A 25,882-nucleotide genomic window follows, 5' to 3' on the forward strand; every position below is an offset into this window, starting at 1 on the left:
TTTCGGACAGTATGGACGACCCGCTCGACAACGGTGCTGGGTCCGTGGTAACCACCTCTGTCAACCGATACGAAGAGGTCGCTGTCGCGGTCACCTCGGCTATTGCGACAGCCACTGAACACAGTCCGCTCGACCTCCCACCGCTGGCAGAAGTTGGCGTGGACCCAGAGGCACTCGACTTACTTTTCGGCTCTTCCGCCGACCCGTCTCGTAATCTCACATTTCACTACGCTGGCTATCTCGTCTCGTTGTTCGGTGACGGCACACTCACCGTTGACCACGTAGACGAGTAGCGAGCACTCCTGAATCGTGGGTCCGACGACACCCACGTGAGTCGATACGCTCTTGCGAACAGCCACGGCGTTCATCCGAATTCCAGCCCAATCCTGTTGGACCGTCAATATGTACTGTTTCCGCCGATATTCCGTCTAACTGTCGCTCTATCGTGTGATTTGGTGTTCCACTGCCGCCGAAATCTATTTATAGAACTGCAATCGTTGGTATCGCTTGAGGTATCAACATGTCTTCACGAATGCAGCAACCGATGTACATCCTCGCAGAGGGAACAGAGCGAACCCACGGACGGTCCGCACAGGACTCCAACATCCGTGCCGGGAAGGCTGTCGCTGAAGCCGTACGGACCACACTTGGTCCGCGCGGAATGGATAAGATGCTCGTCGACTCCTCGGGAGAGGTCGTCATCACGAACGACGGTGCGACCATCCTCGAAGAGATGGACATCGAGCATCCCGCCGCGCAGATGATTGTCGAAGTCGCCGAGACGCAAGAAGAGGAAGTCGGTGACGGGACAACCACCGCAGCCGTTCTGACTGGTGAACTCCTCGCCCACGCCGAAAACCTCCTCGACGACGACCTCCACCCAACCGTCATCGTCGAAGGGTACACCGAGGCCGCTCACATTGCGCAGACCGCAATCGACGACATGGTCCTCGAAGCGGACCTCGACGACGACCTCCTTCGGAAGGTCGCCGAATCCTCCATGACCGGCAAAGGGACCGGTGACGTGACTGCCGACGTGCTCGCGAAACACGTCGTCAAGGCGGTCCAGATGGCCCACGAGGACGGAGACGGCACGTTCCACCACGAGGACGTTCGCGTCCTCACCCGCACGGGCGCATCGTCGTCCGCGACCGAACTCGTCGAAGGCGTCGTCCTCGACAAGGAACCCATCAACGAGAACATGCCCCGGTCGGTCGAAGACGCGACTGTCGCCGTCCTCGACATGAAACTCGACGTCCGCGAAGGCGAGGCCGACACCGAGTACAGCATCAACTCTGTCGACCAGCTAACCGCGGCTATCGACGCCGAGGACGAGGAACTCCGCGGCTACGCGGAGGCGCTCACGGACGCCGGTGTCGATGTCGTGTTCTGTACGAAGTCTATCAACGACCGCGTCGCGGGCTTCCTCGCCGACGCAGGAATTCTCGCATTCAAGAGCGTGAAGAACTCCGACGCTCGCGCACTCGCCCGCGCAACCGGTGCAAAGCGTCTCGGCTCGCTCACCGACATCGAGGACTCGGACCTCGGCCACGTCGACGCCGTCAACATCCGCGCGTTCGGCGACGACGAACTCGCCTTCGTCGAGGGCGGGGCGGCGGCCAAGTCCGTGACGCTGTTCCTCCGTGGCGGCACCGAACACGTCATCAACGAACTCGAACGAGCCATCGAGGACGCCGTCGATGTCGTCGCCGCTGCGATTGACAAGGGCGGCGTCGTCCCCGGTGCTGGCGCGACCGAAATCGCCATCGCCGACCGTATTCGCTCCGAAGCAGCCGGTATCGAAGGTCGCAAGCAACTCGCCGTCGAGGCGTACGCCGACTCGGTCGAAGCCCTCCCGCGCACGCTCGCCGAAAACACCGGGATGGACCCCATCGACGCGCTCGTCGACCTGCGCTCTCACTACGAAAAGGAGGGTATCGCCGGTATCATCTCGACCGGCCGCTCGGGTAAAATCGGCGACCCCGTCGAACACGGCGTCATCGACCCCGCGGCCGTCAAGCGCGAGGCCATCGAATCTGCGACCGAGGCAGCGACGATGATTGTCCGCATCGACGACGTTATCGCCGCCGAGTAAGCGCCCCCGACGCTCGAAGGCGAATCGACTTCCGGTGGTCTCACCCACGCCGCCGGGCCACTTCGTGTTGCTTTTTCACACCTGCGGCAGTCGCCACTCGTATTTGAGCGCGAGCATTCGAACCGTGAACACGAGCGCGGCGCACAACCCAGAGGGAATTCCGGTCGGCGCGCCGAGCCCGCGGGCGACGAGGAACGCGAGGCCGCCGACGACCGCGGGTGTCGCATAAAAGTCGTCGCGGAGGACGACCGGAACGCGACCGATGAGAATATCGGCGATAGAGCCGCCGCCGACGGCCGTGATGGTCGCGAGGATGACGATACCGAACGGTGTGACACCGGCGTCGACGCCGACGAGCGCGCCGGTCGCCGCGAACGCCGAGAGGCCGATTGCGTCCGATGTTAAGAACGCCGGGTGGTCGCGAACGCGGCCGCCCATCGAGCGAATGAGGACGATGGCGAGTCCGACGCCGACGACCGCGACGCTCATGTCCCACATCGCCGCGAGCGAGGCGGGTAGTTTGTCGACGAGGATATCGCGGGTCGTCCCGCCGCCGAGCGCCGTGACGATACCGAGGACCGACACGCCGAATACGTCGAGACCGGCGTCTGCGGCTTTGAGCGCCCCGGCGACGGCAAACGCGAGTAACCCCACGACGTTCATGACCGCAAAGGGGTCGATGTCTGCTGCGACCATCAGTCGAATTGGAGTCTGACGGTGTCTCCGGGCGCGAGACCAAACGCCTCGTCGCCGCGGCCGTGGTTCACGTCGCACTCGACGTTGCCGTGACTCCCGACGGTGACGAGTCTGTCACCGCGCGGGACGGCCTCGAAGGTGTGACCGATAGGGACGGACTCGCCGTCGACCGCGATACGTTCGCTGCCGCGGACGAAATCGCCGGGGACGTTCGTGATGCAGTTGCCGAAGTCGTCGACGACGAGCACTTCGCCAGTCGCTTCGGTTCCGTCCCTCGCGACGTCGGGCGTGGGGAATCGAAGGTCGGTGAGCGAGTCGGTAGCGACTGGCGCAAACCGGTCGATAGAATCGAGATTCGAAGCACCCGTCTTGTGTGCGTCCGCCGCTGCGGGGGCAAACACGTCTCGTCCGTGGAACGTCGTCGAATCGGGGTCAGAGACTCGAATCTCGTAGGCTTCGATACGTGCATCCTCGTCTGATTTCTCGATAATACGACGCGCTGGTGGTCGAAGCACACCGTTGTCGGGGCCGACGAGGACGTGCTCGCCGACCCGGAGTGCGATGGCTCGCCGGTCGGTGCCGACGCCGGGGTCGACGACGACGAGGTGGACCGCGGGTGGGAAGTACGGAAGCGTCTCGCGGAGCCAGAATGCCGCGGCGCGAACGTCCTGCCGGGGGAGGTCATGAGCCACGTCGACGAGGCGGGCGTCAGTCCGTGAGAGGATGACGCCCTTCATCGCCGCAGGGTACGCCATCCCGAAGTCGGACGCGAGCGTAATCATCTCAACAGGGGTTCGCGTCGTCGTCGTTGTCTGCCACGCACTCCGACCGGTCCGAGGCGGCGACGCGCTGGAGGCGCTCGATACCGCCGATTTCCCGAACCACGTCGGATACTTCGTCGGGGACGAGCGACTCCCAGTCGCGGTCTTCGATCATGCGCTGGCGGACCTCGGTTCCTTCGAATACCTCGCGATTGAACATCGGCGACTGCCGAACCTCGACGCCCGCCTCTTTGAACAGTTGGATGACGAGCGGGTTGTTCGAATACGCCACGTCGAACGTCGGCGACATCGACTGTACGTGGCTGACCCACACCGAGTTCCGGTCGAGGTCTTCGATAGGGACCGCGTAGGTCGTGATATCGAAATTCGAGACGGCCTTGTCGACCATCATGATTCGTTCGCCCGCAGTGAATGGATTTCGTGGCGAGTGCGAGTCGCCGGCGGACCCGATACCGAGGACGAGTTCGTCGACCTCGGAGGCAATCTCTTCGACCATCTGGTGGTGACCGTTGTGATAGGGCTGGAAACGGCCGATATAGAACCCCCGCATTGGTCGGGCGTTAGTCCGGATTACTTATAAATACGCCGAGTTAGTTGGATTCTGGTATTCTGGTGGTAGGGCGGTCGAAACGCGATTATTCGGCAAGGTGCGCCGTATGCAAATGGGGAGAAAGTATATTAGTTGCAGGGCCTACGTTAGAAGTAGCGACGACAGTTCTATGAGTAACGATACGAACACCGACGACAGCCTCCACGAGCGGGAGGACTCCCCCGACGAGATGCCCTCTGACGAGGGTATCGGTAGCGGGCAGGACTTCCAGCACGAGGAGGCCGAAGAGGTCGACAAGAAGACTATCGACGACCTCGGGAGCGACGTCGAGATTGAGGCCGACGTGGCCGACAACGTGGACGAAGATGACCTCCTCGGTGGTCTCCAAATCGAGACGACCGACGAGATTTCCGTCCCAGATCGGCTCGTCGACCAAGTAATCGGACAGGAGCACGCTCGCGACGTTATCATGAAGGCGGCCAAACAGCGCCGTCACGTCATGATGATTGGCTCCCCCGGGACGGGGAAGTCGATGCTCGCGAAAGCGATGTCCGAACTGCTTCCGCGCGAGGAGCTTCAAGACGTTCTCGTCTACCACAATCCCGACGACGGTAACCAACCCAAGGTCCGCACAGTCCCTGCAGGGAAGGGTGACCAGATTGTCGAGGCACACAAAGAAGAGGCGCGCAAGCGCAACCAGATGCGCTCGTTCCTCATGTGGATTATCATCGCGGTCGTGTTGGGCTACTCGCTCATCATCGCGTCCCCTCCGCAGGTTCTCCTCGGCATTCTCGCGGCAGGTATCATCTACCTCGCATTCCGCTACGGCTCTCGCGGAAGCGACGCGATGATTCCGAACCTCATCGTGAACAACGCCGACCAGAAGGCAGCGCCCTTCCAGGACGCCACGGGTGCCCACGCAGGTGCACTCCTCGGCGACGTTCGCCACGACCCGTTCCAGTCCGGTGGCATGGAAACGCCGAGTCACGACCGCGTCGAGCCGGGTGCCATCCACAAGGCGAACAAGGGCGTCTTGTTCGTCGACGAGATTAACACTCTCGACGTGCGCAGCCAACAGCACTTGATGACGGCCATTCAGGAAGGCGAGTTCGGCATTACGGGTCAGTCCGAGCGCTCTTCGGGCGCGATGGTCCAGACCGACCCCGTCCCGACGGACTTCATCATGATTGCCGCCGGGAACCTCGACGCGATGGAGAACATGCACCCCGCACTCCGCTCTCGTATCAAGGGCTACGGGTACGAGGTCTACATGGACGACACCATCGAGGACACCCCCGAGATGCGCCGCAAGTACGCGCGTTTCGTGGCACAGGAGGTCAGCAACGACGGCCGACTGCCCGCGTTCACCGAACAAGCGGTCGAGGAAATCATCCTCGAAGCCCGCCGCCGTGCTGGCCGCAAAGGTCACCTCACCCTCGAATTCCGTGACCTCGGTGGACTCGTTCGCGTCGCAGGCGACATCGCCCGCGGCGAGAACGCGGAACTCACGACCCGCGACCACGTGCTGCAGGCCAAGCGCCGTGCGCGCTCCATCGAGCAGCAGATCGCGGACCAGTACATCCAGCGCCGCAAGGACTACGAACTCTCGGTCAACGACGGCTTCGTCACCGGCCGCGTCAACGGTCTCGCCGTCATGGGCGAGGACTCCGGTATCATGCTCCCCGTGATGGCCGAAGTCACGCCCTCGCAGGGTCCCGGCCAGGTTATCGCCACCGGGCAGCTCAAGGAGATGGCCGAAGAGTCCGTCCAGAACGTCTCGGCCATCATCAAGAAGTTCTCCAACCAGGACCTCTCGGAGATGGACGTGCACGTGCAGTTCGTCCAGACCGGCCAGCAAGGTGTCGACGGCGACTCCGCGTCCATCACGGTCGCGACCGCCGTCATCTCCGCGCTGGAGGACATCCCCATCGACCAGTCGGTCGCCATGACCGGTTCGCTGTCGGTGCGCGGTGACGTACTCCCCGTCGGCGGTGTCACGCACAAGATCGAAGCCGCCGCGAAGGCTGGCTGTGAGACGGTCATCATCCCTGCCGCTAACGAGCAGGACGTGATGATCGAAGACGAGTACAAGGAGATGGTCGATATCATCCCCGTCTCGCACATCAGCGAGGTTCTCGACGTCGCGCTCGAAGGCGAACCCGAGAAGGACTCACTCGTCGACCGGCTCAAGAGCATCACCGGCTCTGCCCTCAACAAGAGCAAGGGCGTCGGGCCGTCCAGCCCCAGCCCGCAGTAACGCGGAATGACTGATTGGGCGGCGTTCGCTGGTATCACCGGCTTCGTGCTCGCCGTCCTGCTTTCTCTCGCACATCTCTCACGGGGGATTCCCCACGGAGACGGTGCCGATTCGACTTCTTTCGACGACTCCGACGCCCGAGCGACAGCACCCGACGAACCTGCTCCGTCTCCGAGCGAGGGAGACGAGAGGTCACGGGTTACCGCCGACATTCAGACCGACGCTAGTTTGCAGGCCGCTGCTGACGCTCACGCGACAACAGACGCAGTAAACAGGGCGGAGACGGCAGATACAGCGGAGACGACAGAGACGACAGAGACGGCAGGGACGACAGAGACGACAGAGACGGCAGGGACGACAGAGACGGCGGAGATACCAGACACAGAGAGGACGGGCGATACGGCAGAAACACCAGTTGCAGCGGAGACAGCAACCGCAACAGACGCACATGACCTCGCCTCGCCCAGCGAACCACCCGTCTCTGGGTCGGCGATATCAGAGTTCGCGTCGACGCCGACGGACTACCCGCCGCATCTCCTCCTCGCCAACGTCGCCATCTCGCAGGCGCTTCTGGGCGGCTTCCTCGGTCTCGGCGCGTGGTACGCCGAGATTCCGCCCGGCGCGCTCGGACTCTCGCTCGCCGACGTCCCGACGAAAATCGGTCTCGGCGTCGCACTCGGTGTCACCCTCTACGTGGTGAACCGAGTGGGTTCATCCGTCAGCAAGCAGTTCGGCCTCGTCCCTGACGAGGAACTCCGGGAGTCGTTGACTCCCCGGTCGTTGGTGGGTTGGGTGCTGTTGTTCGCCGTTGCCCTCCCACTCATCGCGGGATTCGAAGAATTTCTGTTTCGAGGGGCGCTCATCGGTGCCGTTGCGGCCGGATTCGACGTGTCGCCGTGGCTCATGGCATCCCTCTCGTCGGTGACGTTCGGCCTCGGCCACGGCGCACAGGGTCGACTCGGAATCATCGTGACCGGACTGCTCGGATTCGTGCTCGCGGCGGCGTTCGTCCTCACCGGGAGTCTGCTCGTCGTTATCGTCGCTCACTACCTCGTGAACGCGCTGGAGTTCGTGGGCCACGAAGTGTTTGACTGGTGACGGCCGACTACAGGCAACTCCGTCGCTGACGTTGGGTTCCCGACGTGGGGATGTGTTCAAGTGCCCGCGTCCCGCGTAGCCAGTATGGACATCGACACGAAGCGACTGACGCAAGCGGGGTTGATTGGTTATATCGCGCTCGTCGTCGCATCTCTCGTCACGGGAAACCCGACGCTCCAACTCGCAGCTGATGCCGCTTTCGGTGTCACAGCGATTCTTCTCGGTGTCGTTACACTCCGTATTCCGGTCGACAGTCAGTTACGATACGTCGCCGGCGGCGGATTCATTATCGCTGGACTCGCCCAATTTGCCGAGATAGTGACCGGGATGCAGTCGGTCCAACTGGCGAGTACGCTGTTTCTTCTCGCCGGACTGTTCGGCTACCTCTCACTCCGGCGGCAGACCGACGCGATGCCGTTCTGACGTTCTAGACCGTTCTGAATCGTCCTTAGTTAGGTCCGTTCTAACGTTCTTAGAGTCCTTCTGACCGACGGAGCGCCTCGACAACTTCGTCTGGGGCGGCACTCGGTCCATCTCTCACCCGGTGGTCGGGGACGACGACTGGCACCGGGTTCGAGGCGAGCGCGTCCCGAACGATACGCTCTGAGTCGTCGTCCTCTGGGTCTAACCCCGCCATACGGACGAGTAGTGAGACGTCGACAGTATCCCCACGCGGGACGTTACGAAGCGCCTCCAACACGCTGCGCTGGTCGGTAGAGACGGTCAGCCCAATCGGAACGGCGCTCAAGTCGACTTCCGCGCCGTCGATGGCATCGAGGACTGTGTCGAGATAGTTGTGCTCCGACTCGGTGTCTGCCGGGAGTGAGTCCGGAAACGAGACGCTGATGACTTTTCCGCCAGCCACGCCAATCTGAGCGGGTCGGCCGAGCGTCGACGATTCACGTGCGTAGATTCCGGAGATATCCATATGTTCGCGTCCCCTCGCCGGACGCTTGACCCTTCCGGCGGCGACTGCCGTTCTTCTCATCAATCGCACGCTCAGCATTCTGCCACTCGCGCGTACGCGAGAGACGGTGAGTGTCCCCGCCGACGCAAACCTTATGTACAAATGAGTCCGTCAGTGTACAGTAATGAACGCTAGTGGAGGCGGATTAGCACCCGAAGTGCGCGCCATTCTGGATGCCGCACGGGAGCGACCGGGCGGCGACACACGTCTTTCGGTCGACTCGCGGCCGTTTCCGGACGCCGTGGCCGCGACAGCGGATGCCGGTCGGGTTCCGGTCATCGCCGAAGTGAAGCCCACGAGTCCGACAACGGACGGTGTCCGAGACGACGACCCAGTCGAACTGGCCCGCGAGATGGTCGGCGGCGGCGCGACAGCGTTGTCGGTGCTCACCGAACCTGAACACTTCGGCGGGTCAACGGAGTCGCTTCGACGTATCCGCGAGGCTGTCGACGTGCCCGTACTACGGAAGGATTTCATCTTGCGCGAGGAGCAACTCGACGCGGTCGAGTCGGACCTTATTCTCCTTATCGCGCGGTTCGTTGGTGAAGACCTCCCAGACCTCGTTGCGGCGGCCCGCAACCGCGGGTTCCAACCGCTCGTCGAGGTGCACACGCGTGAAGAACTCACCGCGGCGCTCGCGGCAGGCGCAGATATTATCGGCGTCAACAATCGTGACCTCGGGAAGCTTGAAGTCGACCTCGGAACGTTCGAGGAACTCGCACCTGAAGCTCCCGACGACGTGCTTCTCGTCGCGGAGAGTGGCGTGAAGACGACCGATGACGTTCGGCGGATGCGCGAGGCCGGTGCCGACGCCCTCCTCGTCGGGACCGCCATCATGGACGGCGACGTGCGACAGAATACTGAAAATCTAACAACACAATGAGTGTAGACGGCAAATTCGGCGACTACGGCGGACAGTACGTTCCCGAGGCCTTGATGCCGGCCATCGAGGAACTGAACGATGCGTACGAGCGGTACGTCCTGAACAACGAAGACGGCTTCATGGACGACTTCCGCGCACGATTGCGGGACTTCGGCGGACGACCGACGCCTCTCCAGCGCGCCGGCCGTCTCTCGAAGCGGTACGGCCGCGAGGTCTACCTCAAGCGAGAAGACCTCGTCCACGGCGGCGCACACAAACTCAACAACGCCCTCGGGCAGGTCTTGCTCGCGAAGTACATGGGCAAGGAACGAATCATCGCGGAGACGGGCGCGGGCCAGCATGGTACTGCCACGGCGATGGCTTGCGCGCACCTCGACATCCCCTGCGAAATCTACATGGGCAAACGCGACATCAACCGACAGCGACCCAACGTCTTCCGGATGAAACTCAACGGCTCGGAAGTCAACCCGGTTACCGTCGGTCGCGGCACGCTCAAGGAGGCCATCTCCGAGACGATGCGCGACTGGGCGACCAACGTCGAAGACACGCACTACGTCATCGGCTCCGTGGTCGGCCCGCACCCCTTCCCGAGCATGGTTCGGGACTTCCAGGCGGTCATCTCCGAGGAAGCGCGGACGCAAGCCCACGAGCAGATGGGACGACTCCCCGACGCCGTCATCGCGTGCGCTGGCGGCGGGTCGAACACGATGGGCGCGTTCGCCGAGTTCGTGGAGGATGATGAAACCAGCCTCTACGCCGTCGAAGCCGGCGGTTCGACGCTCGAAGTCGACGAAGAAGCGGGTGTCGCCCCTAATTCGGCCTCGCTCACGACCGGCAGCGAAGGAATCCTCCACGGCGCTCGAACCCTCCTCTTGCAGGACCGCGACGGCCAGATTATGGAGTCGCATTCGGTCTCGTCGGGTCTCGACTATGCCGGTGTCGGCCCGGAACTCGCACACCTCGTCGATACCGGTCGCGTCACCGCCGTCAACGTCGACGACGATGAAGCCCTGACCGCATTCCACCGTCTCTCCCAGTTGGAGGGCATCATTCCCGCGTTGGAGACGGCCCACGCCTTCGGTTACCTCGAACAGGTCGCAGGTCCCGATGCTCCCGCAGACAGCGACGAAGAGGCCGACGACCTCGGCGAGTTCGTCGTCGTCAACGTCTCCGGCCGCGGCGACAAGGACCTCGAATCGGCCATCGAGGAGACCTACGAGCGCGACATCGATATCGCGCCGAACATGGACGAGTTCACGGGGGGACTGTAATGTCGCTCGAAGACGCCTTCGCCGACGGCCCGGCGTTCATTCCGTATCTCGCCGCCGGCGACCCGGATTACGAGTCCTCCCTCGAATACGTGGAGGCGCTCGAACGCGGCGGCGCGGATATTATCGAACTCGGCTTGCCCTTCTCCGAACCCGTCGCGGAGGGGCCGACCATCCAGAACGCGGTCGTTCGCTCGCTCGAAAGCGGCATGACGCCGACGCGATTCTTCGAGTTCGTCGAAGACCTCGACGTGTCGGTGCCGCTCGTCTGTATGACCTACTACAACCTCATCTACCGCTACGGTGATAACTCCGGCCCGCGCCCGTTCGTCGAGAAGGCGGCCGACGTCGGCATCGAGGGATTCGTCGTTCCCGACCTGCCCGCCGAAGAGTCCGACCCGCTCCGCGAGGCGTGCGACGAGTTCGGTCTCGACCTCGTGTTCATCGTCGCGCCGACGACCCGCGGCGAGCGTCTCGAACGCATCATGCAGCAGGTCTCTGGGTACGTCTACGTCCAGGCGCGACTCGGCACGACCGGCGCGCAGACGAGCGTCTCCGACCAGACTGATTCGTCGCTCGCCCGCCTGAGCGAATACGACGTGCCCAAGGCAGTCGGGTTCGGAATCAGTAGCGGTGACCACGCCGAACGAATCGTCCGAAGCGGTGCTGACGGTATTATCGTCGGGAGCGCGCTCGTCGATATCGTGGCCGCGGGCCATGAGGACGGTGACGACCCGGGAACGGTCGCTGACCGCCTCGAAACGCTCGCCCGCGAACTTAAAGAAGGCGCACTCTCGGGTGCTTCGCAACGCCCACCGCATTCGGAACGCACATAACTGCTCTGTCACCCTTTCTCATACATGAACACTGACGTTGGCATCTCTGCACGACTCGAACGCATCTCCACAGACGGACGATACCTCGTCGTCCCGATGGACCACGGAATCACGCTCGGCCCGGTCAAAGGCCTCGTGGACATCGAATCGACAATCGACGGCATCACACGTGGTGGCGCGGACGCCGTCCTCACACACAAGGGGACAGCACCTCGCGTCCACCCGAATAAAAACGGCAAAGGCTACATCGTCCACGTAAATGGCTCGACGGTAATCGGCCCGGACGAAAACGACAAACGGCTCACCGGCACCGTCGAAGACGCGCTTCGCGTCGGTGCCGACGCCGTCTCGTTCCACATCAACGTCGGGTCGGACTACGAACCCGACCAGATGACGCAACTCGCAAATCTCTGTTCTCGCGCCGCCGACTTCGGCGTCCCCGTTCTCGCGATGTCCTACGCGCGCGGCCCCGGAATCGACGAACAGGACCCGGAAGCACTCGCACACGCCGTCCGACTCGCCGAGGAAGTCGGTGCCGACGTGGTGAAGACGGCCTACACCGGCGATGCGGATACGTTCAGCCGCGTCGTCGAGGCCACGCGCCTGCCCGTCGTCATCGCTGGCGGCAGTCGCGGCACCGACCGCGAGACGGTCGAGATGGTCCGCGGGACGATGGACGCCGGTGCCGCCGGTGTCTCGATGGGCCGGTCTATCTTCCAGCACGACGACCCCGAAGCTATCACCCGCGCCGTGAGTGCTGTCATCCACGACGACGCCGACGTCGACACCGCGCTCGAACGCGCCGGGCTCGGTCTCGAAGCGTAACGCGCTCTCTATTTCCGCGACGACTGTTTCTCTCCTCTCTGCTTACAGAGCGGACGCCATAGATAGATAGTCGCCGAGTGCGAAAGGTAGTCGATGCACGTCACGATGTGGGGGTTCGATGTGGAACTCGACGAGCGACTGGTCGACACTTCGGCAGACGACCTCTGCGACCAGCTTTCCGAGTACGAACAGGGTGCGCGCAGGTCGTTCGACGCCGACGTTCACATTCCCGACTCGTTCACTGGGGATGTGATGCGGGCGATGCTCGACATCCCATACGGCGAGACTCGAACCTACGGGCAGATTGCAGAGGTGGTGGGAAGCCACCCTGTCGCCATCGGACAGGCCTGCGGGCGAAACCCAGTACCGCTGGTTGTCCCGTGTCACCGTGTCGTCGGTTCGGACTCGCTCGGCGGCTTTTCGGCTGCGGGTGGAACTGACCTGAAGCGAGCGCTACTCGCCCACGAGCGCGACGAAGAGACAGAGCAGTTGGTACTATCCGCGTATCGCTCGTAGATTCGGGAACGTATGGTTCACGTTCGCCCCGCTACACCGGACGACGCACCCCATATTTTGGCTCTCCACGTCGAATCTATCCGCGCTTTTGGCCCGACGGCATACGACGAAACGCAGGTTGCGGCGTGGGCCGAGAAAGACGGCGGTGTCGAGCAGTATCCGCTCGACGATGAAGCTCACCACCTCGTGGTCGCGGAGAAGAATGACAATATCGTCGGCTACGGACATCTGATTCCGAAAGCCCAAGAAACCCGGGCGGTGTACGTGCATCCGGACTATGGCCGTCAGGGCGTCGGTTCGGCTATCCTCACTCATCTAGAAGGACGTGCCCGTGAAGAGGGCGTAGCGTATCTCGAACTCTGGGCATCGCGTAATGCAGTCGCGTTCTACGAACGGATGGGTTATCAGCGGATTGGGGACGAAACAATCGAGAAGCAGTACGAGGGGCGTCGAGTACCGCTTTCGGTGGTCGTGATGGAGAAGTCGCTCTGACGGACGAGTACCGTTCGAAAACGCACTTTTCTTCGTAACGACCGAGCGAACCGACCTCATTTTTGTGTTTATACCGCTGGCTCGAATCTACAGCACCATGCCTCGCGTACAATTGCGGGTCGACGGCGGTCCGGTAACAGATACCTTGGCCGACATCTCGACCGCGTTCCCAGACGCTGTGTTCCGCGTCCTGTCAGCCCTTCCCGACGGTGATTTTCTATTCGATATCGTCGAAGTGACGACGGTCGATGCGGACGAACTCGTCGAGCACCTCTCGGAGACTCCCGCAGTACGCTCCTTCGAGGTCCTTCACGCGGACGACGAACGGGTACTCCTGCAGTTCGTCGTTCCGACTTCGGTGACGTACTCCGCGCTCGTCGCCGCCGAAATTATCCCGCAACAGCCAGTCTCACTTCGAGACGGCTGGTACAGAAACGGCGTAACTGCCTCACACGAGCAGTTGTCCGCGTATCTGCGTGAGTTGGTCGCGGCTGAAGTTCCGTACGAGATCGCTTCGGTGTCTCAGACGTTCGATTCGAACGAACTGCTTACGAGTCGCCAGTGGGAGTTCGTGACCGAAGCGGTCGAACGGGGATTCTACGACACTCCGCGACGGTGTACACTCGACGAATTGGCCGAGGTGCTGGACATCAACTTGTCGGCGGCGAGCCGATTGCGTCACCGAGCCGAGAGCCGACTGGCAAAAGCGTACGTCATCGATGCAGCGCCGTAGCTCGGGTCGAGAGACGACGGAATCACTCGTCCTCGTACCCGTATCGTGGGTTATATCTCCCAATAGAGTTCCGCGTTGGCGACACGAGGCAATTGCGGCTTAGCGTACGGTCAAATACAACCATACTGGTTCGTGTGTGGAATATCGCCCGAGAATCATACGGGATGGAGTATTTAAAAACAGAATATAGTTTCCACGCAGATTCTCCCTCACATCTCGATTAGTACTGCTGTGGTTGAATCCAATCCGCAAGCCGAATTTCGAACCGATATCAGTGAGTACCGTACTCCGAGCTACGATATCGCGCCGGTGTTCGTGAATCGATGGTCTCCTCGAGCGATGACTGGCGAATCCCTCTCCGAAGACGAATTTATGCCGCTTTTCGAGGCGGCCCGGTGGGCACCGTCGGCGTTTAACGACCAACCGTGGCGCTTCCTGTATGCGACTCGGGAGAGCAATCACTGGGATACCTATCTCGGTCTTCTCTCTGAAGGCAATCGAGTCTGGGCGAAACGCGCCGCCGTGTTCGCCGTGATACTTTCGAAAACGACGTTCGACCACAACGGTACGCCGTCGCGAACACACTCGTTCGATTCGGGTGCTGCGTGGCAGAACTTGGCTCTTGAGGGATCGAGACGAGGGTTGGTCGTCCACGGGATTGGCGGGTTCGACTACGAGCGGACGGAAGCGACTCTCTCGATTCCACCGGGCTACGCGGTCGAGGCGATGGCGGCAATTGGCGTCCGAGGTTCACCAGATACACTGCCCACGGGCCTGAGAGAACGTGAACAGCCGAGCGACCGGAAACAACTGGCCGCTGTCGTCACCGACGGCGAGTTCGACTTCGCTGAAAGTGAAGGGCGCTGAGTATCGATGGTCCGAACCAACACGTGGGCAGCCCCGGTCACCCTCTTACTCGCGACGGGCGGACTCCTCGGTGTTTCGACGAACCTTGCGAAGCTCGCTGGAGCGGTCGGTCTCGACCCGTTGGCCTTTCTCGCGTGGTCGGTCGTCGGTGCGGCGGTCGTCCTCGTCGGAGTTTGTTCGCTCCGAAATCAGCTCCCGTCGCTCAACGCCCGGACGATAGAGTACTTCGTTGTCTCCGGTCTCGTGGGTGTCGCCGCACCTAATCTCCTGTTTTTCGCCGCCGTTCCTCGCGTTGGGGCCGCCTTCGTCGCGCTCGCGGTAGCGTTCCCGCCGCTTTTCACCTATCTCGGCGCGCTCCTGCTTCGGCTGGAGCGGTTCCAGACTACTCGTGCGGCGGGTGTCGTCCTCGCGCTGGGAGGCGCTGCCTTGCTCGCCGCTCTCAAACTCTCCGAACCGGCTGTCGACACCTTCTGGGTCGCCGCAACGCTCACTGCGCCGATTCTCCTCGCCGGTGGGAACATCTACCGGACGGTGCGCTGGCCACCGGGAGCGACGCCGGAGGAACTTGCCCCCGGTATGCTCGCCACGTCCGGAGTTATGCTACTCGGCGTCGGCGCGATTGCAGGACTCTCGGACGGTGGTTCCGAGGCGTTTTCGCTCACTATCCCCACGGACCACCTCGCACCGACGGCGCTCGTCATCGCTCAGGCGGCGACGTTTTCGCTCATGTATCTTCTCTACTTCAGCCTCCAGAAGCGCGGCGGTCCGGTCTATCTGAGTCTTCTTGGCTCGGTGGGGGCCGTCGTCGGTGTCCCGGTCGCGGTGGTTCTGCTCGGGGAAGCCCCGCCGCAGGGGCTTGCCGGTGGTAGCATCCTAATCGCGCTCGGCGTGGGACTTGTCACACTCGGGAGTCCGAAAGGAGGTTGACCGTCTCCGTCTGGACCCCGTTCGGTATTCCTGACATCCTCGACTAACCATTCGTTTCCTCGCTGGACCGATGGGACAACTCACGCCCCTCTCTGAGGGTGTAACCCCCACAGTTTCGGAGTTTTAGTTCTGTTGCGTGTCTTATTTTCATACCAATTGAATCTGATTAGGTTCTTGTCTCGTGATTTTTGAATTCGTCACAGTGAGGAATTTTGGAAAGATTTGCTAAGTGACATAAAACACAAACCAACAGACAGGTCCTATTTCACCCACATTTCGATTGAACAGAAGACATGCAACACTTCCATCCTATGAGGTTGTGTAACTTGGCCTTAATATGAAAATTATTTTAATATTTTCTATTGAACTTACTACAAAAGGTATATGTATGCTCCGTTTATGTAATTTTGTTGTTGGGTAATTGGCCTAACAGGATACAATGAGTCAAAAAATCAACCCCGACGGAGTTTGTTGAAAAGCACCGCATCAATTGCAGCCCTGTCTGCAATACCGACTGTTTCAGCCAGCCAGGAGCGAAATGCTCGGAAAAGTGAAAAAGTTCACCAAGCTGCTCTGAGAGTGTTAGAGAAGACTAACGACCTTGAACAGTTTTATTCGTTCCTGGCAAATCATGGATTCACATTCGGCCGAAAGACAACCAAGATCGACACACCCGCACACGTACTAAAGGAGCAATCAGGTTCGGCAAGCGGAAATGTGTCTACAATGGAGAGTGGATATCAACCAAAGGACAACGTTGAATTGGACGTTTCCCTCCAATACGACACTTACGCTGACAAATACTACGGTCAAGCCAACTGGCATTGGACCTCACAGACACTATCTCCCCCAGACGTTATCGGTCTGACATATAAAGAGAACTCATGGTCTGTCCCTCAAAATGGATATAGTTCGTCTACTTATGCATCCTTAGATACGGAGTCGCGTAGCGCAAATGGATATGCGTGGAAATACAATGATGGCGAAGACACCCTGGAGCAACCGAATGCGTATAACTACGCAACTCTCACACTGAACCCCTACGACGAATCAATTTCTGACTCAGACCGGACGATTTGGATGGTGTACACGGCTAACTCTTCACCCTATCCTGCTTATATTGACGGTATTGGAATCGGATACGGAGCCCTTTCTGTAGATGTGTCGCCAACGGTCGAGCAAGACACATGGATCGAAGATAATTCGGGTGATGAACTCAAGATTAGTGCAGCAGATGCTCAGCCAATATAGGTATAGTTGACGGTATATATTCAACAAAACTATTTTACCTCAAGTCCCAAATTGACAGTTGGGTTATGAATTCGGAATCGTATGAATCCGACAACGAGGTACAGCGGTATACTTATCTTCTTATTTTTGGCATTGGATTGTTTCTCATCGGATTTGTCCTCGGATATATCCTCCCAAGCCAAATTGATCCTCTATTTTATGGCGTGTCTGGCGTAGGTATAGTTGTGATTATGTCTTCGGCGTTTGCGTATTATAACTATCAGAAATATTCAAATTGAACGTTGACAGCACTGTCTATATACCGGCTTGGACTATCGCTTGTCGAGGTATTGATGAGGAGCGTTGAAAATATCGGTCGTATGGAAGCCCGTGCTGCTCGAATGACCGATGCTTTTCTTGTTGGTCTCAACCTTCGGGAACATCTCCGGCTCGGCAAGTCACTACTTGAAGCGTTCGAAGAACTTGAAATTCGGCTTGACGCTTGAAGACGGCTATCCTGAGTGGCATCCGGCATCGTACCCATTTCAGGGAATACTCAAACTCTTCTTCTACCGCGAAATCACTGGAAACAGCTATCGGAAACTCTCCGGCTACCATGAACTCGCCTCAGCGTGTGGTCTCGACCGTATTCCTGATGTGTCGGTCTTGTCGAGGACGTGGCGTAATCGCTTCGACAAAGCCACTCGCGAGTTTGTCAAACGAGGCGCACATCTACTCGTTAAAAATATCCACGATTTCGGCCCATCTGTTGCTGGAGTACGTCCTAAGCACGAAGTCACCGATTCCGAAGAACGTGACTCAGAGAAGTCTGAAAATGGAGAAGAGCAGGGAACCACGTTCGACGACAAGGAAATCTTTCGTACGACTCGCCTTGCTCGTGAACACTGTTTCTCGCCATTTGACTCTGGCAGAGCAGACAACTCGTCGTACGATGACTCTCGGTTTTTCGAGTTACAGACATTCATGGGAATGGTTGGCTGCGGGACTGCCCAAGGCGCAGCACGCTTTCAGTACCGACGTGGTAAAGAATACGGCCCGCATGGTGACACCCACCTCCGGGCAGTCAAGCAATTCGAAGCAAATTTACTCCTCGATGGATTCAACGCCGCTACTAACCAGCTCCTCTCAGTAATCGACTCTGAAGTCTCGTTTCGACGGCCAGTGACCGTCGCGCTTGACATTACGACAGTCCCCTACTTCGGTAACGTTGAAGGAATGTCGATGGTGAGCGGGACGAAAGACGGTGAGGGGAGAGCGTTCAAGTTTACTACTCTCTCGATTGTTGGGCAAAACATCCCGCTCGTCTTGGCCGTCGAACCGGTTCGTGAGAGTTCAGCGTGGGACAATAACCCGCCAAATCGAATTCATCGTGTCGTCCGGCGATTAGTCCGGAAAGCGAAAGAACACGTTCCAATCGAGATGGTACTCTGTGACCGCGAATTCGACTCGATGAGGGTGTTTCAGACGCTCTCGAATCTTAACGTGGACTACCTGATTCCCAAGCGAATCACCAGCTCAGAGCGCAAAGCGATTGAGCAGATGGAGCAGGACAGCCAAGATGTCGCTGTCGAGTCGGCGTCAGTCCACGTCGAACAAGGTTCGCACGCGATGCAGTTCCTCTACGTTCCCTCGACGAAGTCGGATGGAACAACCGTCTTCGCAACGAATGCTCGTGTCCGGCCAGAAGAGGCTGAAGCGTTCTGTCGTCGATACAGTAGCCGCTGGCAGATCGAAAACGAGTACAAATCAATCAAACACGATTTCTTAGCGAAGACTTCCTCGAAGGATTACCGCGTTCGGCTGTTCTACTTCGTGTTCGCGGTCCTCTTGTACAATATCTGGCGGCTCACTGACTTTCTGTTGAAAGCTGGTGCTGACGGTGAGATGGACTACGCACCAGTCATTACGGCTGGAGAGTGTGTCGAGTTGGTCTCTTCGGCGCTGCTTCCGCCGGACTAAGTGTACGAACACTCCGGCTTGCCCCTCGTGAGCGGTGGCACTATTTCTGGGCAGAATTTTTCGGATGGTTTCTGACAATCACAGAGGATGAACTGGTTTGGACAAGTTTTCTAGCTCTCTTCCCCGTAATCTAGACTAATTCAGCGTCAAAGAAACGCTAAAATTGCCCATCCTCCGAAACTGTGAACCCCAGAAAGGGAGATTCTATATCGCAGCATTTGATTTATATCTGGGCGATTCTACCTATCCCGGGAGTATTGCGTTGACGAGACGTGTTCCGAAGCGTCGTGGGGAAACGAGAGACCGCACATGCGCACGGCTCTCGTCGTCCAACGCTCTCGAAATGAGATTCGGAGGATAGTCGATGTTGTACCCCGTATCCCGCGTCACCGACGACAGAATCAGATGTGACTGGTTACTCCTACTTGGGGCGTCTACTCCAATAGACTGAGTTCCCACCCGATGACGATACCACAGATTTCTGCCAGAAATGTTGACGGCGAGAGCTTCCGCGGGTCACTCGGGCGGTCAAGTGAGCGATGTCAGGCGTCCGTCTGCGTGATAGCGTGCCGATTCAGTGACCGACATTCGCAGACTCACTCGCACGACAGATACAGAGTTCGACGCCGACGGAAGGGCGTCTTCACCACTTGAACCCCCGGTTGGACGCCGAAGACCTGGTGTCCGCTCAGCGTCCGCCATCTCCCCACCGATACGCACCGAGCCCACAAAACGATGAGAATCGCGCTCAGGACAATGGTCGTCGGTCGTGTAAATCGTTCGACAGCCTGAATCGAGGAATCGAACGCGGCCACAACTCGGGTCGAACGGGGGTCACCGTTTCGGCTTGTACCGACTGTCACTTGTCGAGGTAAATTTCAATCTCGAGTATCCGATTTTCCGCCGACCCTCCCGTCAGCGAAGACGTCCGCCGCAGTCCGTCGATTCGACGCAAAACTGTCCGAAGACGATGTGATAAATCATATACTGCGATATAGAATTGGCCACTATCGGTGATACCACAACCTCCTTCTCCATCCGCCGTCCGTTGATTCATTCGCCACGTTCAAGCCTGACGACCGAGTGAAGTCGATAATGACACGAAGCGTCTGGCTCAAAGCCGACGACACGGTCGGCGACTGGGAGACGCGGAAGCGACGCATCACGTCGGGTCTCGAAGCCGGTGTCGACTGGGTTCTCGTCGACGAGGACGATGTCGAGCAGGTGCGCGAACTCGGCGACGTCAAGATTGCCGCATTCCGCAGCGATGCTGATGTTCACGTGATGGAAGCAGAGGAAGACGACGAGGCGGAGGCGCTCGCCGACGCCTACATCGTCGGCAAGGACGGCGAAGGCGACGCCACCGTCGACCTCCCCTCCGATTTCTCCGGGTCTGCCGACTTGACGACGCTCCGCCGCAGCGACGACCTCGCAAACGGGTCGTACGTTCGCATCCTGAGCAAGGACTACGAAGCGTTCGCCGAGGAGGCCGCCCGCGACGGCGACCACACTATCGTCGTCGGCGAGGACTGGACTATCATCCCACTCGAAAACCTCATCGCACGTATCGGCGAGGAGACCGACCTCATCGCTGGTGTGACGAGCGCCGAAGAGGCCAAGGCGGCCTTCGAGACGCTCGAAATCGGTTCCGACGGCGTCCTCCTCGACAGCGACGACCCTGATGAGATTCGCAAAACAGTCGAGATTCGAGACGAGGCCGAACGCGAATCGCTCGACCTCGTCTGGGCGGAAGTCCAGGAAGTCGAGCGGACGGGCATGGCCGACCGCGTCTGCGTCGATACCGGCTCGCTCATGGACCACGAAGAGGGGATGCTCGTCGGGTCGATGTCTCGCGGTCTCTTCTTCGTCCACGCCGAAACCGCCGAGTCTCCCTACGTCGCCTCCCGGCCATTTAGAGTCAATGCAGGCGCAGTCCACGCCTACGCACGAACACCCAACGGCGGAACGACCTACCTCTCGGAACTCGAAAGCGGCGACGAAGTGCAGGTCGTCGATACGAAGGGTCGCACCCGCGAGGCCATCGTGGGCCGCGTCAAGATAGAAAAGCGACCGATGTTCCGCATCTCCGCCGATTACGAGGGTGACAGAGTCACTACCCTCCTGCAGAACGCAGAGACCATCAAGGTCCACACGCGCGAGGGTCGCACCGCGGTTACGGACCTCGAACCGGGCGATGAGATGCTTATCTACTACGAAGACACCGCTCGACACTTCGGCGAGGCCGTCGAAGAGAGCATTATCGAGAAGTAGGTCCGTCTCTCGTTTCGAGCGACGATTCGTTTTTCACTCTTCGACCGTGTACCACTCGAGTTCCGTCGCACACCACGGACAGAAATCGAGTTGTTGGTCGAGTTCGCCTCTGCAGACCGGGCAGGTCGGCTGGCCGTTAGCGTTGCGGCCTCGACTGCGCATCCCGACGCGATAGGCGTCGAGTGCGCTCAGGAACAACAGTCCGACGACGGGAACGATCACCGTTGTCGGGAGTGCACTTACAGACTCTATCGTCGAGAGCGACCCCACGGACGCAGGGTCGGTAACTGTCGAAAGGAGGACGAGTACAGCACCGATTACAAACGTGAACCACGCGAGCGCGCGTCGCCACTCTCGGAGGTAGACGTGCCCTGCGCCGGCGATACCGAGAGACGCACCAACGACTCCGACGAGGGCGGCGACGAACGCGCGACGACGAGCATCGGGCATCGTGCGTTGGCCTCGTCGCCCGTAGTCTTAAACGTCTGGATTGCTCGACAGGTCGTCGACGAGTGACCGGAGCGTCTGAGCACCGTATTGACCCGGTGCTGTGGCGTCTGCGGGTTCGACGGGTGCATATCCGATTTTCGAGCCGTACACCGGTGAAACAGCGCGTGTGTGCCGTCCGGCCTCGCCCATCGCCATCGTGGCCACCGTGTCGCCCCACTCCGTTGCAGTGTGCGTCACGTCGAGGAGTCGAAGCGCGTCGGCGTTCGTCTGGGCCGTGACGGCGAGTTTTCCCACGTCGCCGAGCGTCGCGGCTTCGTGGAGCAGTCGCGTCAGTTCCGACCGCGCGGGCGTCCGCTCGAAATCATGAACGGACGCAACGATTGTCGCGCCCGCGGCGCGCGCACGAGCGGCGGCGTCGACACCGACCTCGCTACGCAGGCTATCGAGTTCGATGTCCACCGCGGCGACGGCGTCACTCTCGGCGGCCGCGACGAGCGCGTCGAGACGGTCGACCTCGTCGCCGTCGGCTTCGCCGCCCTCCCAGTCGGCGCGGTTGGTCGCGAGAATCGGGAGTTCCCCGTCGTAGTCGTCGAGACCGTCGAGCGGGTTATCTGCGAGGTCCATTCGGAACTCGACGGCGTCTGCGACGTCTCGGGCGGTGGGTTCGTCGCCGAGGTCTGCAGTGCTCGCCGCAAGGACGAACGAGTCGAACGAGAGGTCCATATGCGTCCTGCGTTGCGCGGTCCTAAATCGGTGTCCGTGTCCGCAATGGGTTCGCTTGGGTCTCTGACGGCTGGTGCTCGGCCGTCAGTCGGTCATCTGTGCGTCTTTGGGGGCGTCCGAGGTAGCATCAACTGGTTCGTGCTCGACGACGAACTGTCGGTCTTCGTCGGCCGCCGACCGCGTGACTGACGAGACAGCGTAGAGGCGGATATTTCGCTCCTGTTTCGTCACGACGGGGAAGTCGTAGTATTCGGCGTCGTGACCCGGCCGTTCGTCCCGGTCTGCGACGAACGACCGATGAGCATCGAGTCGGTGCTCGACTTCTGTGCGCGACCGGGATTCGATACCATCGAGTCGGTCTTCGAAGGCTGAGATGAGTTCGGAATCGAGGTCGTACCCGACCGAATCCCGCCCCGCGAGCATCGCTGCGAGCGTCGTCGTGCCCGTTCCGGCGAAGGGGTCGAACACGGTATCGCCGTAGATGGAGTACATCCGAATCAGACGAAGCGGGAGTTCGACCGGGAACGCCGCCGAGCGGTCTCTCGTTCCCGAGTCGAGTTCTTGGTCGGTGCCGGTGAACTCCCAGAGGTCGGAGAACCACTGGTTGCGTTCCTCCCAGAAGAAGGCGCTCTCGTAGCGCATCTCGTCGCCCGGCGGGAACGACCGCGAGTCCCCTTTGCGCACGACGAGAACGTACTCGTGTTCGAGCGTGACGTAGGCATTCGGCGGCAGCGTCCCCGACCCCATGAACTTGGTCAGGCGATTCGTCGGCTTTCGCCAGATAGCGTCCGGCAGCGGTGTCAATCCGCGCTCAGAGAGAGCCGTCAGGACGCGAGCGTGGTTGGGATACTGCTGGAACGACCCACCGAGGCTTCGGGTCGCATCGCCGACGTTCACACACGCGATGCCCCCGGGCGCGAGGACGCGCTCGACTTCGTCCCAGACGGCGTCGAGTTGCTCGTGCATTGCCTCGAATGCGGCGTCGCCGTCACCCGAATCGAGTGCGTCAGAAACTGCCTCGTCGCGGGCCGAAAAGAGACTATCCCACATCTCTATCATGGGATACGGTGGCGATGTGACGACGAGGTCCACGCTCTCGTCGGCGAGTCCGGTGTCGGCAGCGTCGCCCACCCTGAGGGCGTGCTTCGTGCGCATCGTCCGGATGTGTTCGTCCCGAGACAAAACGTTTCGCCTCGATAGACGAGTTGTTTCGATGCGCGTAGAAGCATCTCACCGTGGAGGAAGGGAGGAAGCGTGCCGACCCCTGTTGAAGCCGTCGCTCGTGGGTCGAATAACCGAGAAACTAAGTCGACAACTGATTCGCTCCCGCCGTCAGAGTGATCGGTCGTTTAGACGAGTCCCAGATTCTCCTCGGCTTCGAGGAGTTCGTGGTAGCGGTTGCGAATCGTGACTTCGGAGATATCGGCAACGTCGCTGACGGCGGCCTGCGTCGTCTTCTCGTTGGTGAGAAGCGCGGCCGCGTAGACTGCAGCGGCGGCGAGACCGACCGGCGACTTACCCGAGTGGACGCCCTTTTCCTTGGCGTTCTTCAGGAGTTTGCGAGCACGCATCTTCGACTCGTCGGAAAGCCCGAGTTCGCTGGCGAATCGCGGGACGTACTGTTCGGGGTCCGCGGGCTTGACTTCGAGCGAGAGTTCGCGCGCGATGTAGCGATAGGTGCGAGCGACTTCGCTCTTTTCGACGCGCGAGACTTCAGCGATTTCGTCGAGCGAGCGCGGCACGCCGGCCATACGGGCGGCGGCGTAGGTACACGACGTGGCGACACCCTCGATGGAGCGACCGGGGAGCAGGTCGTCGTCGAGGGCGCGACGGTAGATGACAGACGCGGTCTCGCGGACGTTCTCGGGGAGACCGAGCGCGGACGCCATGCGGTCGATTTCGCCGAGTGCCTGCTTCAGGTTGCGTTCCTTGGAGTCGCGGGTACGGAAGCGCTCGTTCCACTTGCGGAGGCGCTGCATCTTCTGTCGCTGGCGAGCGCCGAGCGAATTCCCGTACGCGTCGCGGTCGCGCCAGTCGATGTTCGTCGAAAGCCCCTTGTCGTGCATCGTGTTGGTGGTCGGAGCACCGACACGAGACTTCTCGTCCTTCTCGCGGGCGTCGAACGCGCGCCATTCCGGGCCGCGGTCGACGGAGTCTGCGGTCACGACGAGACCACAGTCGTTACAGACGGTCTCACCGTGTTCGTCGTCGGTGACGACGTGGCCGCCACACTCGGGACACTTCAGGGTGTCACCCTTGGTGGATTCCTGTTCGCTTTCGGACTGCTGTCGGCCGTTCTGCTGTTTTTGTTCTCGTTCCTGTGCGCCGGGGTTTCGGGTCCAGATTCGTTCACTCATGGATACGACGGCGGGTGCTCCGGGAGATGGATTAGAGGTGACTAGAATCCCGGATGCGGTCCGTAACACGAAGGACCGCAGACGAACGCATAAATGGTTTGGTATCGCTCGGGCCGGTGGCGATATTTGCACGTGTGAGCCGGTCACACGGGTCAATTGAGGTTTGTACGAAATTCGGTTACAAAGCCTGCGAACCGGACGCGACACCTATTTTTCACGGAAGAACCTCTTGGCTCGTACGTATGTCCGGGACCCCTCGAATCGTCTCTCTCGCCCCGAGTGCGACAGCCATTCTCGACGCCGCTGGACTCGCGTCCCGCGTCGTCGGGGCGACCGTTCACTCCTCGCTGGACCGGCCTGCCGTCGGTGGCTGGTTGAACCCCGATTTCGAGCGAATCGAAGCACTCGACCCGGATACACTCTGCACCGCCGACGACCTCCAGACGGATGTCACAGCGGAGGCACGAGAGCGCGGTTTCGACGTAGTCCACGTCGCTCCCGAGACGCTCGACGACGTGCTCGACTCGTTTCCCGTCGTCTGCGATGCCGCTGGCGATGCAACCGCCGGTGCGGCGCTCGCCGACGATTGCCGAACGCACCTCGACCGCGTCGCTGCGGCTGTCGACGACTACTCTCGTCCGACCGTCTACTGCGAAGAGTGGGCCGACCCACCAATGGCTGCAGGAAACTGGGTTCCGGACGTTGTCCGCGCTGCTGGTGGGACCTACCCATTCCTCGATGCCGGTGAACGGTCACGAGAAGTCGACGCCGACGACGTTGCGGCCGCCGACCCGGCCCACGTGGTGCTCCACCCGTGCGGCAAAGGTGAACGCGGCGACCCCGACGCGTTCGAAGCGCGCGAGTGGGGCGTCGATGCTGCGGTTCACGCGGTCGACGACTCGCTTCTCAATCAGCCGAGTCCCGCGCTCATGTCCGGCGTGGACCGACTTGCGCGTCTGTTCCATCCGGACGCCGACCTCCCTGAACCGTGGTTGTCTCTCGATGCCGACCTCCTCGAACCGTGGTCGTCGGCTTCGGACACGGAATCCGATGGAGAGATATGACCGCCACGACGCGTG

General features: G+C 60.5%; 25 protein-coding genes and 1 pseudogene. 18 read left to right on the forward strand and 8 right to left on the reverse strand.

Annotation, left to right across the window (positions count from 1 at the left end; translation table 11 throughout):
* Nucleotides 1-11: 11 nt before the first annotated feature.
* Both HFX_RS03565 and thsA read left to right on the forward strand, forming a co-directional pair.
* Complete coding sequence (locus tag HFX_RS03565) at nucleotides 12-293, forward strand: HalOD1 output domain-containing protein (protein ID WP_004057492.1); 282 nt, start codon at nucleotides 12-14, stop codon at nucleotides 291-293.
* Between the two features lie 239 nt (nucleotides 294-532).
* Nucleotides 533-2,095 (forward strand): thermosome subunit alpha, encoded by a 1,563-nt coding sequence (thsA, locus tag HFX_RS03570; RefSeq protein ID WP_049917431.1) that lies wholly within the window; start codon nucleotides 533-535, stop codon nucleotides 2,093-2,095.
* Nucleotides 2,096-2,170: 75 nt separating this feature from the next.
* Here the strand turns inward: thsA and HFX_RS03575 are convergent, their stop codons facing one another.
* Genes HFX_RS03575 through HFX_RS03585 form a run of 3 tightly spaced genes read right to left on the reverse strand, consistent with a single transcriptional unit; the run spans nucleotide 2,171 to nucleotide 4,123 of the window.
* Complete coding sequence (locus HFX_RS03575; protein ID WP_004057490.1) at nucleotides 2,171-2,791, reverse strand: trimeric intracellular cation channel family protein; 621 nt, start codon at nucleotides 2,789-2,791, stop codon at nucleotides 2,171-2,173.
* Nucleotides 2,791-3,573: an SAM hydrolase/SAM-dependent halogenase family protein gene (locus tag HFX_RS03580; protein ID WP_004057489.1), complete on the reverse strand. Its 783-nt coding sequence runs from the start codon at nucleotides 3,571-3,573 to the stop codon at nucleotides 2,791-2,793. Before HFX_RS03580 ends, HFX_RS03575 begins: the two co-directional genes overlap by 1 nt.
* A gap of 1 nt (nucleotide 3,574) precedes the next feature.
* Nucleotides 3,575-4,123, reverse strand: a complete 549-nt coding sequence (locus tag HFX_RS03585; protein ID WP_049917430.1) for a nicotinamide-nucleotide adenylyltransferase — start codon at nucleotides 4,121-4,123, stop codon at nucleotides 3,575-3,577.
* Between the two features lie 169 nt (nucleotides 4,124-4,292).
* Here HFX_RS03585 and lonB point away from each other — a divergent pair, with 169 nt between their 5' ends.
* The 3 genes from lonB (at nucleotide 4,293) to HFX_RS03600 (ending at nucleotide 7,901) form a co-directional block, all read left to right on the forward strand.
* Entirely contained in the window at nucleotides 4,293-6,380 is a 2,088-nt protein-coding gene (lonB, locus tag HFX_RS03590) for an ATP-dependent protease LonB (protein ID WP_004057487.1), read from the forward strand.
* 6 nt (nucleotides 6,381-6,386) lie between these two features.
* Nucleotides 6,387-7,478 (forward strand): CPBP family intramembrane glutamic endopeptidase, encoded by a 1,092-nt coding sequence (locus tag HFX_RS03595; protein ID WP_004057486.1) that lies wholly within the window; start codon nucleotides 6,387-6,389, stop codon nucleotides 7,476-7,478.
* A gap of 84 nt (nucleotides 7,479-7,562) precedes the next feature.
* Nucleotides 7,563-7,901: a hypothetical protein gene (locus HFX_RS03600; protein WP_004057485.1), complete on the forward strand. Its 339-nt coding sequence runs from the start codon at nucleotides 7,563-7,565 to the stop codon at nucleotides 7,899-7,901.
* 49 nt (nucleotides 7,902-7,950) lie between these two features.
* Here HFX_RS03600 and HFX_RS03605 read toward each other — a convergent pair whose 3' ends face one another.
* Entirely contained in the window at nucleotides 7,951-8,406 is a 456-nt protein-coding gene (locus HFX_RS03605) for an MGMT family protein (RefSeq protein ID WP_004057484.1), read from the reverse strand.
* Between the two features lie 163 nt (nucleotides 8,407-8,569).
* Between HFX_RS03605 and trpC the strand changes: the two genes are divergently transcribed.
* The 12 genes and pseudogenes from trpC (at nucleotide 8,570) to HFX_RS03660 (ending at nucleotide 21,273) form a co-directional block, all read left to right on the forward strand.
* Entirely contained in the window at nucleotides 8,570-9,328 is a 759-nt protein-coding gene (gene trpC, locus HFX_RS03610; protein ID WP_004057483.1) for an indole-3-glycerol phosphate synthase, read from the forward strand.
* A complete protein-coding gene (trpB, locus tag HFX_RS03615; protein WP_004057482.1) occupies nucleotides 9,325-10,599 on the forward strand; it encodes a tryptophan synthase subunit beta in 1,275 nt (424 codons plus the stop codon). The genes trpC and trpB overlap by 4 nt, the downstream gene beginning before the upstream one ends.
* Nucleotides 10,599-11,432: a tryptophan synthase subunit alpha gene (gene trpA, locus HFX_RS03620; RefSeq protein ID WP_004057481.1), complete on the forward strand. Its 834-nt coding sequence runs from the start codon at nucleotides 10,599-10,601 to the stop codon at nucleotides 11,430-11,432. The genes trpB and trpA overlap by 1 nt, the downstream gene beginning before the upstream one ends.
* 24 nt (nucleotides 11,433-11,456) lie before the next feature.
* Nucleotides 11,457-12,257: a 2-amino-3,7-dideoxy-D-threo-hept-6-ulosonate synthase gene (locus HFX_RS03625; RefSeq protein WP_004057480.1), complete on the forward strand. Its 801-nt coding sequence runs from the start codon at nucleotides 11,457-11,459 to the stop codon at nucleotides 12,255-12,257.
* 93 nt (nucleotides 12,258-12,350) lie between these two features.
* Nucleotides 12,351-12,773 carry a methylated-DNA--[protein]-cysteine S-methyltransferase gene (locus tag HFX_RS03630; RefSeq protein WP_004057479.1) on the forward strand — a complete coding sequence of 141 codons (423 nt, stop codon included), beginning with the start codon at nucleotides 12,351-12,353 and terminating at the stop codon, nucleotides 12,771-12,773.
* 12 nt (nucleotides 12,774-12,785) lie between these two features.
* Nucleotides 12,786-13,265, forward strand: coding sequence for a GNAT family N-acetyltransferase (locus HFX_RS03635; protein WP_004057478.1), 480 nt, complete (start codon nucleotides 12,786-12,788; stop codon nucleotides 13,263-13,265).
* A 97-nt stretch (nucleotides 13,266-13,362) separates the two neighbouring features.
* A complete protein-coding gene (locus HFX_RS03640; protein ID WP_004057477.1) occupies nucleotides 13,363-13,998 on the forward strand; it encodes a helix-turn-helix domain-containing protein in 636 nt (211 codons plus the stop codon).
* Nucleotides 13,999-14,229: 231 nt separating this feature from the next.
* On the forward strand, nucleotides 14,230-14,865 hold the full coding sequence (locus HFX_RS03645) for a nitroreductase family protein (protein WP_004057476.1): 636 nt from the start codon (nucleotides 14,230-14,232) through the stop codon (nucleotides 14,863-14,865).
* A gap of 6 nt (nucleotides 14,866-14,871) precedes the next feature.
* On the forward strand, nucleotides 14,872-15,792 hold the full coding sequence (locus HFX_RS03650) for an EamA family transporter (RefSeq protein ID WP_004057475.1): 921 nt from the start codon (nucleotides 14,872-14,874) through the stop codon (nucleotides 15,790-15,792).
* 471 nt (nucleotides 15,793-16,263) lie between these two features.
* Entirely contained in the window at nucleotides 16,264-17,043 is a 780-nt protein-coding gene (locus tag HFX_RS19585) for a hypothetical protein (RefSeq protein ID WP_137685659.1), read from the forward strand.
* Between the two features lie 332 nt (nucleotides 17,044-17,375).
* A pseudogene (locus tag HFX_RS03655) lies at nucleotides 17,376-19,002 on the forward strand (transposase).
* A gap of 1,095 nt (nucleotides 19,003-20,097) precedes the next feature.
* Nucleotides 20,098-21,273 (forward strand): 3-dehydroquinate synthase II, encoded by a 1,176-nt coding sequence (locus tag HFX_RS03660; protein WP_004057473.1) that lies wholly within the window; start codon nucleotides 20,098-20,100, stop codon nucleotides 21,271-21,273.
* 33 nt (nucleotides 21,274-21,306) lie between these two features.
* Here the strand turns inward: HFX_RS03660 and HFX_RS03665 are convergent, their stop codons facing one another.
* The 4 genes from HFX_RS03665 to HFX_RS03680 all read right to left on the reverse strand — a co-directional run bounded on the left by HFX_RS03665 (nucleotide 21,307) and on the right by HFX_RS03680 (nucleotide 24,803).
* Nucleotides 21,307-21,723 (reverse strand): DUF7575 domain-containing protein, encoded by a 417-nt coding sequence (locus HFX_RS03665; RefSeq protein WP_004057472.1) that lies wholly within the window; start codon nucleotides 21,721-21,723, stop codon nucleotides 21,307-21,309.
* 27 nt (nucleotides 21,724-21,750) lie between these two features.
* Nucleotides 21,751-22,446, reverse strand: a complete 696-nt coding sequence (locus tag HFX_RS03670; RefSeq protein WP_004057471.1) for a type I 3-dehydroquinate dehydratase — start codon at nucleotides 22,444-22,446, stop codon at nucleotides 21,751-21,753.
* Nucleotides 22,447-22,530: 84 nt separating this feature from the next.
* Nucleotides 22,531-23,601, reverse strand: a complete 1,071-nt coding sequence (locus tag HFX_RS03675; protein WP_049917428.1) for a DNA-methyltransferase — start codon at nucleotides 23,599-23,601, stop codon at nucleotides 22,531-22,533.
* 194 nt (nucleotides 23,602-23,795) lie between these two features.
* On the reverse strand, nucleotides 23,796-24,803 hold the full coding sequence (locus tag HFX_RS03680; RefSeq protein ID WP_004057469.1) for a transcription initiation factor IIB: 1,008 nt from the start codon (nucleotides 24,801-24,803) through the stop codon (nucleotides 23,796-23,798).
* A gap of 242 nt (nucleotides 24,804-25,045) precedes the next feature.
* Between HFX_RS03680 and HFX_RS03685 the strand changes: the two genes are divergently transcribed.
* Nucleotides 25,046-25,867 carry a helical backbone metal receptor gene (locus HFX_RS03685; protein ID WP_004057468.1) on the forward strand — a complete coding sequence of 274 codons (822 nt, stop codon included), beginning with the start codon at nucleotides 25,046-25,048 and terminating at the stop codon, nucleotides 25,865-25,867.
* Nucleotides 25,868-25,882: the final 15 nt, after the last annotated feature.

Source organism: Haloferax mediterranei ATCC 33500 (assembly GCF_000306765.2).
GTDB lineage: Archaea > Halobacteriota > Halobacteria > Halobacteriales > Haloferacaceae > Haloferax > Haloferax mediterranei.

Bases quoted from the DNA above. Each gene is read 5' to 3' on its own strand.
- HFX_RS03565 (WP_004057492.1), top strand. From the start codon at position 12: ATGGACGACCCGCTCGACAACGGTGCTGGGTCCGTGGTAACCACCTCT.
- thsA (WP_049917431.1), top strand. From the start codon at position 533: ATGCAGCAACCGATGTACATCCTCGCAGAGGGAACAGAGCGAACCCAC.
- HFX_RS03575 (WP_004057490.1), bottom strand. From the start codon at position 2,791: ATGGTCGCAGCAGACATCGACCCCTTTGCGGTCATGAACGTCGTGGGG.
- HFX_RS03580 (WP_004057489.1), bottom strand. From the start codon at position 3,573: ATGATTACGCTCGCGTCCGACTTCGGGATGGCGTACCCTGCGGCGATG.
- HFX_RS03585 (WP_049917430.1), bottom strand. From the start codon at position 4,123: ATGCGGGGGTTCTATATCGGCCGTTTCCAGCCCTATCACAACGGTCAC.
- lonB (WP_004057487.1), top strand. From the start codon at position 4,293: ATGAGTAACGATACGAACACCGACGACAGCCTCCACGAGCGGGAGGAC.
- HFX_RS03595 (WP_004057486.1), top strand. From the start codon at position 6,387: ATGACTGATTGGGCGGCGTTCGCTGGTATCACCGGCTTCGTGCTCGCC.
- HFX_RS03600 (WP_004057485.1), top strand. From the start codon at position 7,563: ATGGACATCGACACGAAGCGACTGACGCAAGCGGGGTTGATTGGTTAT.
- HFX_RS03605 (WP_004057484.1), bottom strand. From the start codon at position 8,406: ATGGATATCTCCGGAATCTACGCACGTGAATCGTCGACGCTCGGCCGA.
- trpC (WP_004057483.1), top strand. From the start codon at position 8,570: ATGAACGCTAGTGGAGGCGGATTAGCACCCGAAGTGCGCGCCATTCTG.
- trpB (WP_004057482.1), top strand. From the start codon at position 9,325: ATGAGTGTAGACGGCAAATTCGGCGACTACGGCGGACAGTACGTTCCC.
- trpA (WP_004057481.1), top strand. From the start codon at position 10,599: ATGTCGCTCGAAGACGCCTTCGCCGACGGCCCGGCGTTCATTCCGTAT.
- HFX_RS03625 (WP_004057480.1), top strand. From the start codon at position 11,457: ATGAACACTGACGTTGGCATCTCTGCACGACTCGAACGCATCTCCACA.
- HFX_RS03630 (WP_004057479.1), top strand. From the start codon at position 12,351: ATGCACGTCACGATGTGGGGGTTCGATGTGGAACTCGACGAGCGACTG.
- HFX_RS03635 (WP_004057478.1), top strand. From the start codon at position 12,786: ATGGTTCACGTTCGCCCCGCTACACCGGACGACGCACCCCATATTTTG.
- HFX_RS03640 (WP_004057477.1), top strand. From the start codon at position 13,363: ATGCCTCGCGTACAATTGCGGGTCGACGGCGGTCCGGTAACAGATACC.
- HFX_RS03650 (WP_004057475.1), top strand. From the start codon at position 14,872: ATGGTCCGAACCAACACGTGGGCAGCCCCGGTCACCCTCTTACTCGCG.
- HFX_RS03660 (WP_004057473.1), top strand. From the start codon at position 20,098: ATGACACGAAGCGTCTGGCTCAAAGCCGACGACACGGTCGGCGACTGG.
- HFX_RS03665 (WP_004057472.1), bottom strand. From the start codon at position 21,723: ATGCCCGATGCTCGTCGTCGCGCGTTCGTCGCCGCCCTCGTCGGAGTC.
- HFX_RS03670 (WP_004057471.1), bottom strand. From the start codon at position 22,446: ATGGACCTCTCGTTCGACTCGTTCGTCCTTGCGGCGAGCACTGCAGAC.
- HFX_RS03675 (WP_049917428.1), bottom strand. From the start codon at position 23,601: ATGCGCACGAAGCACGCCCTCAGGGTGGGCGACGCTGCCGACACCGGA.
- HFX_RS03680 (WP_004057469.1), bottom strand. From the start codon at position 24,803: ATGAGTGAACGAATCTGGACCCGAAACCCCGGCGCACAGGAACGAGAA.
- HFX_RS03685 (WP_004057468.1), top strand. From the start codon at position 25,046: ATGTCCGGGACCCCTCGAATCGTCTCTCTCGCCCCGAGTGCGACAGCC.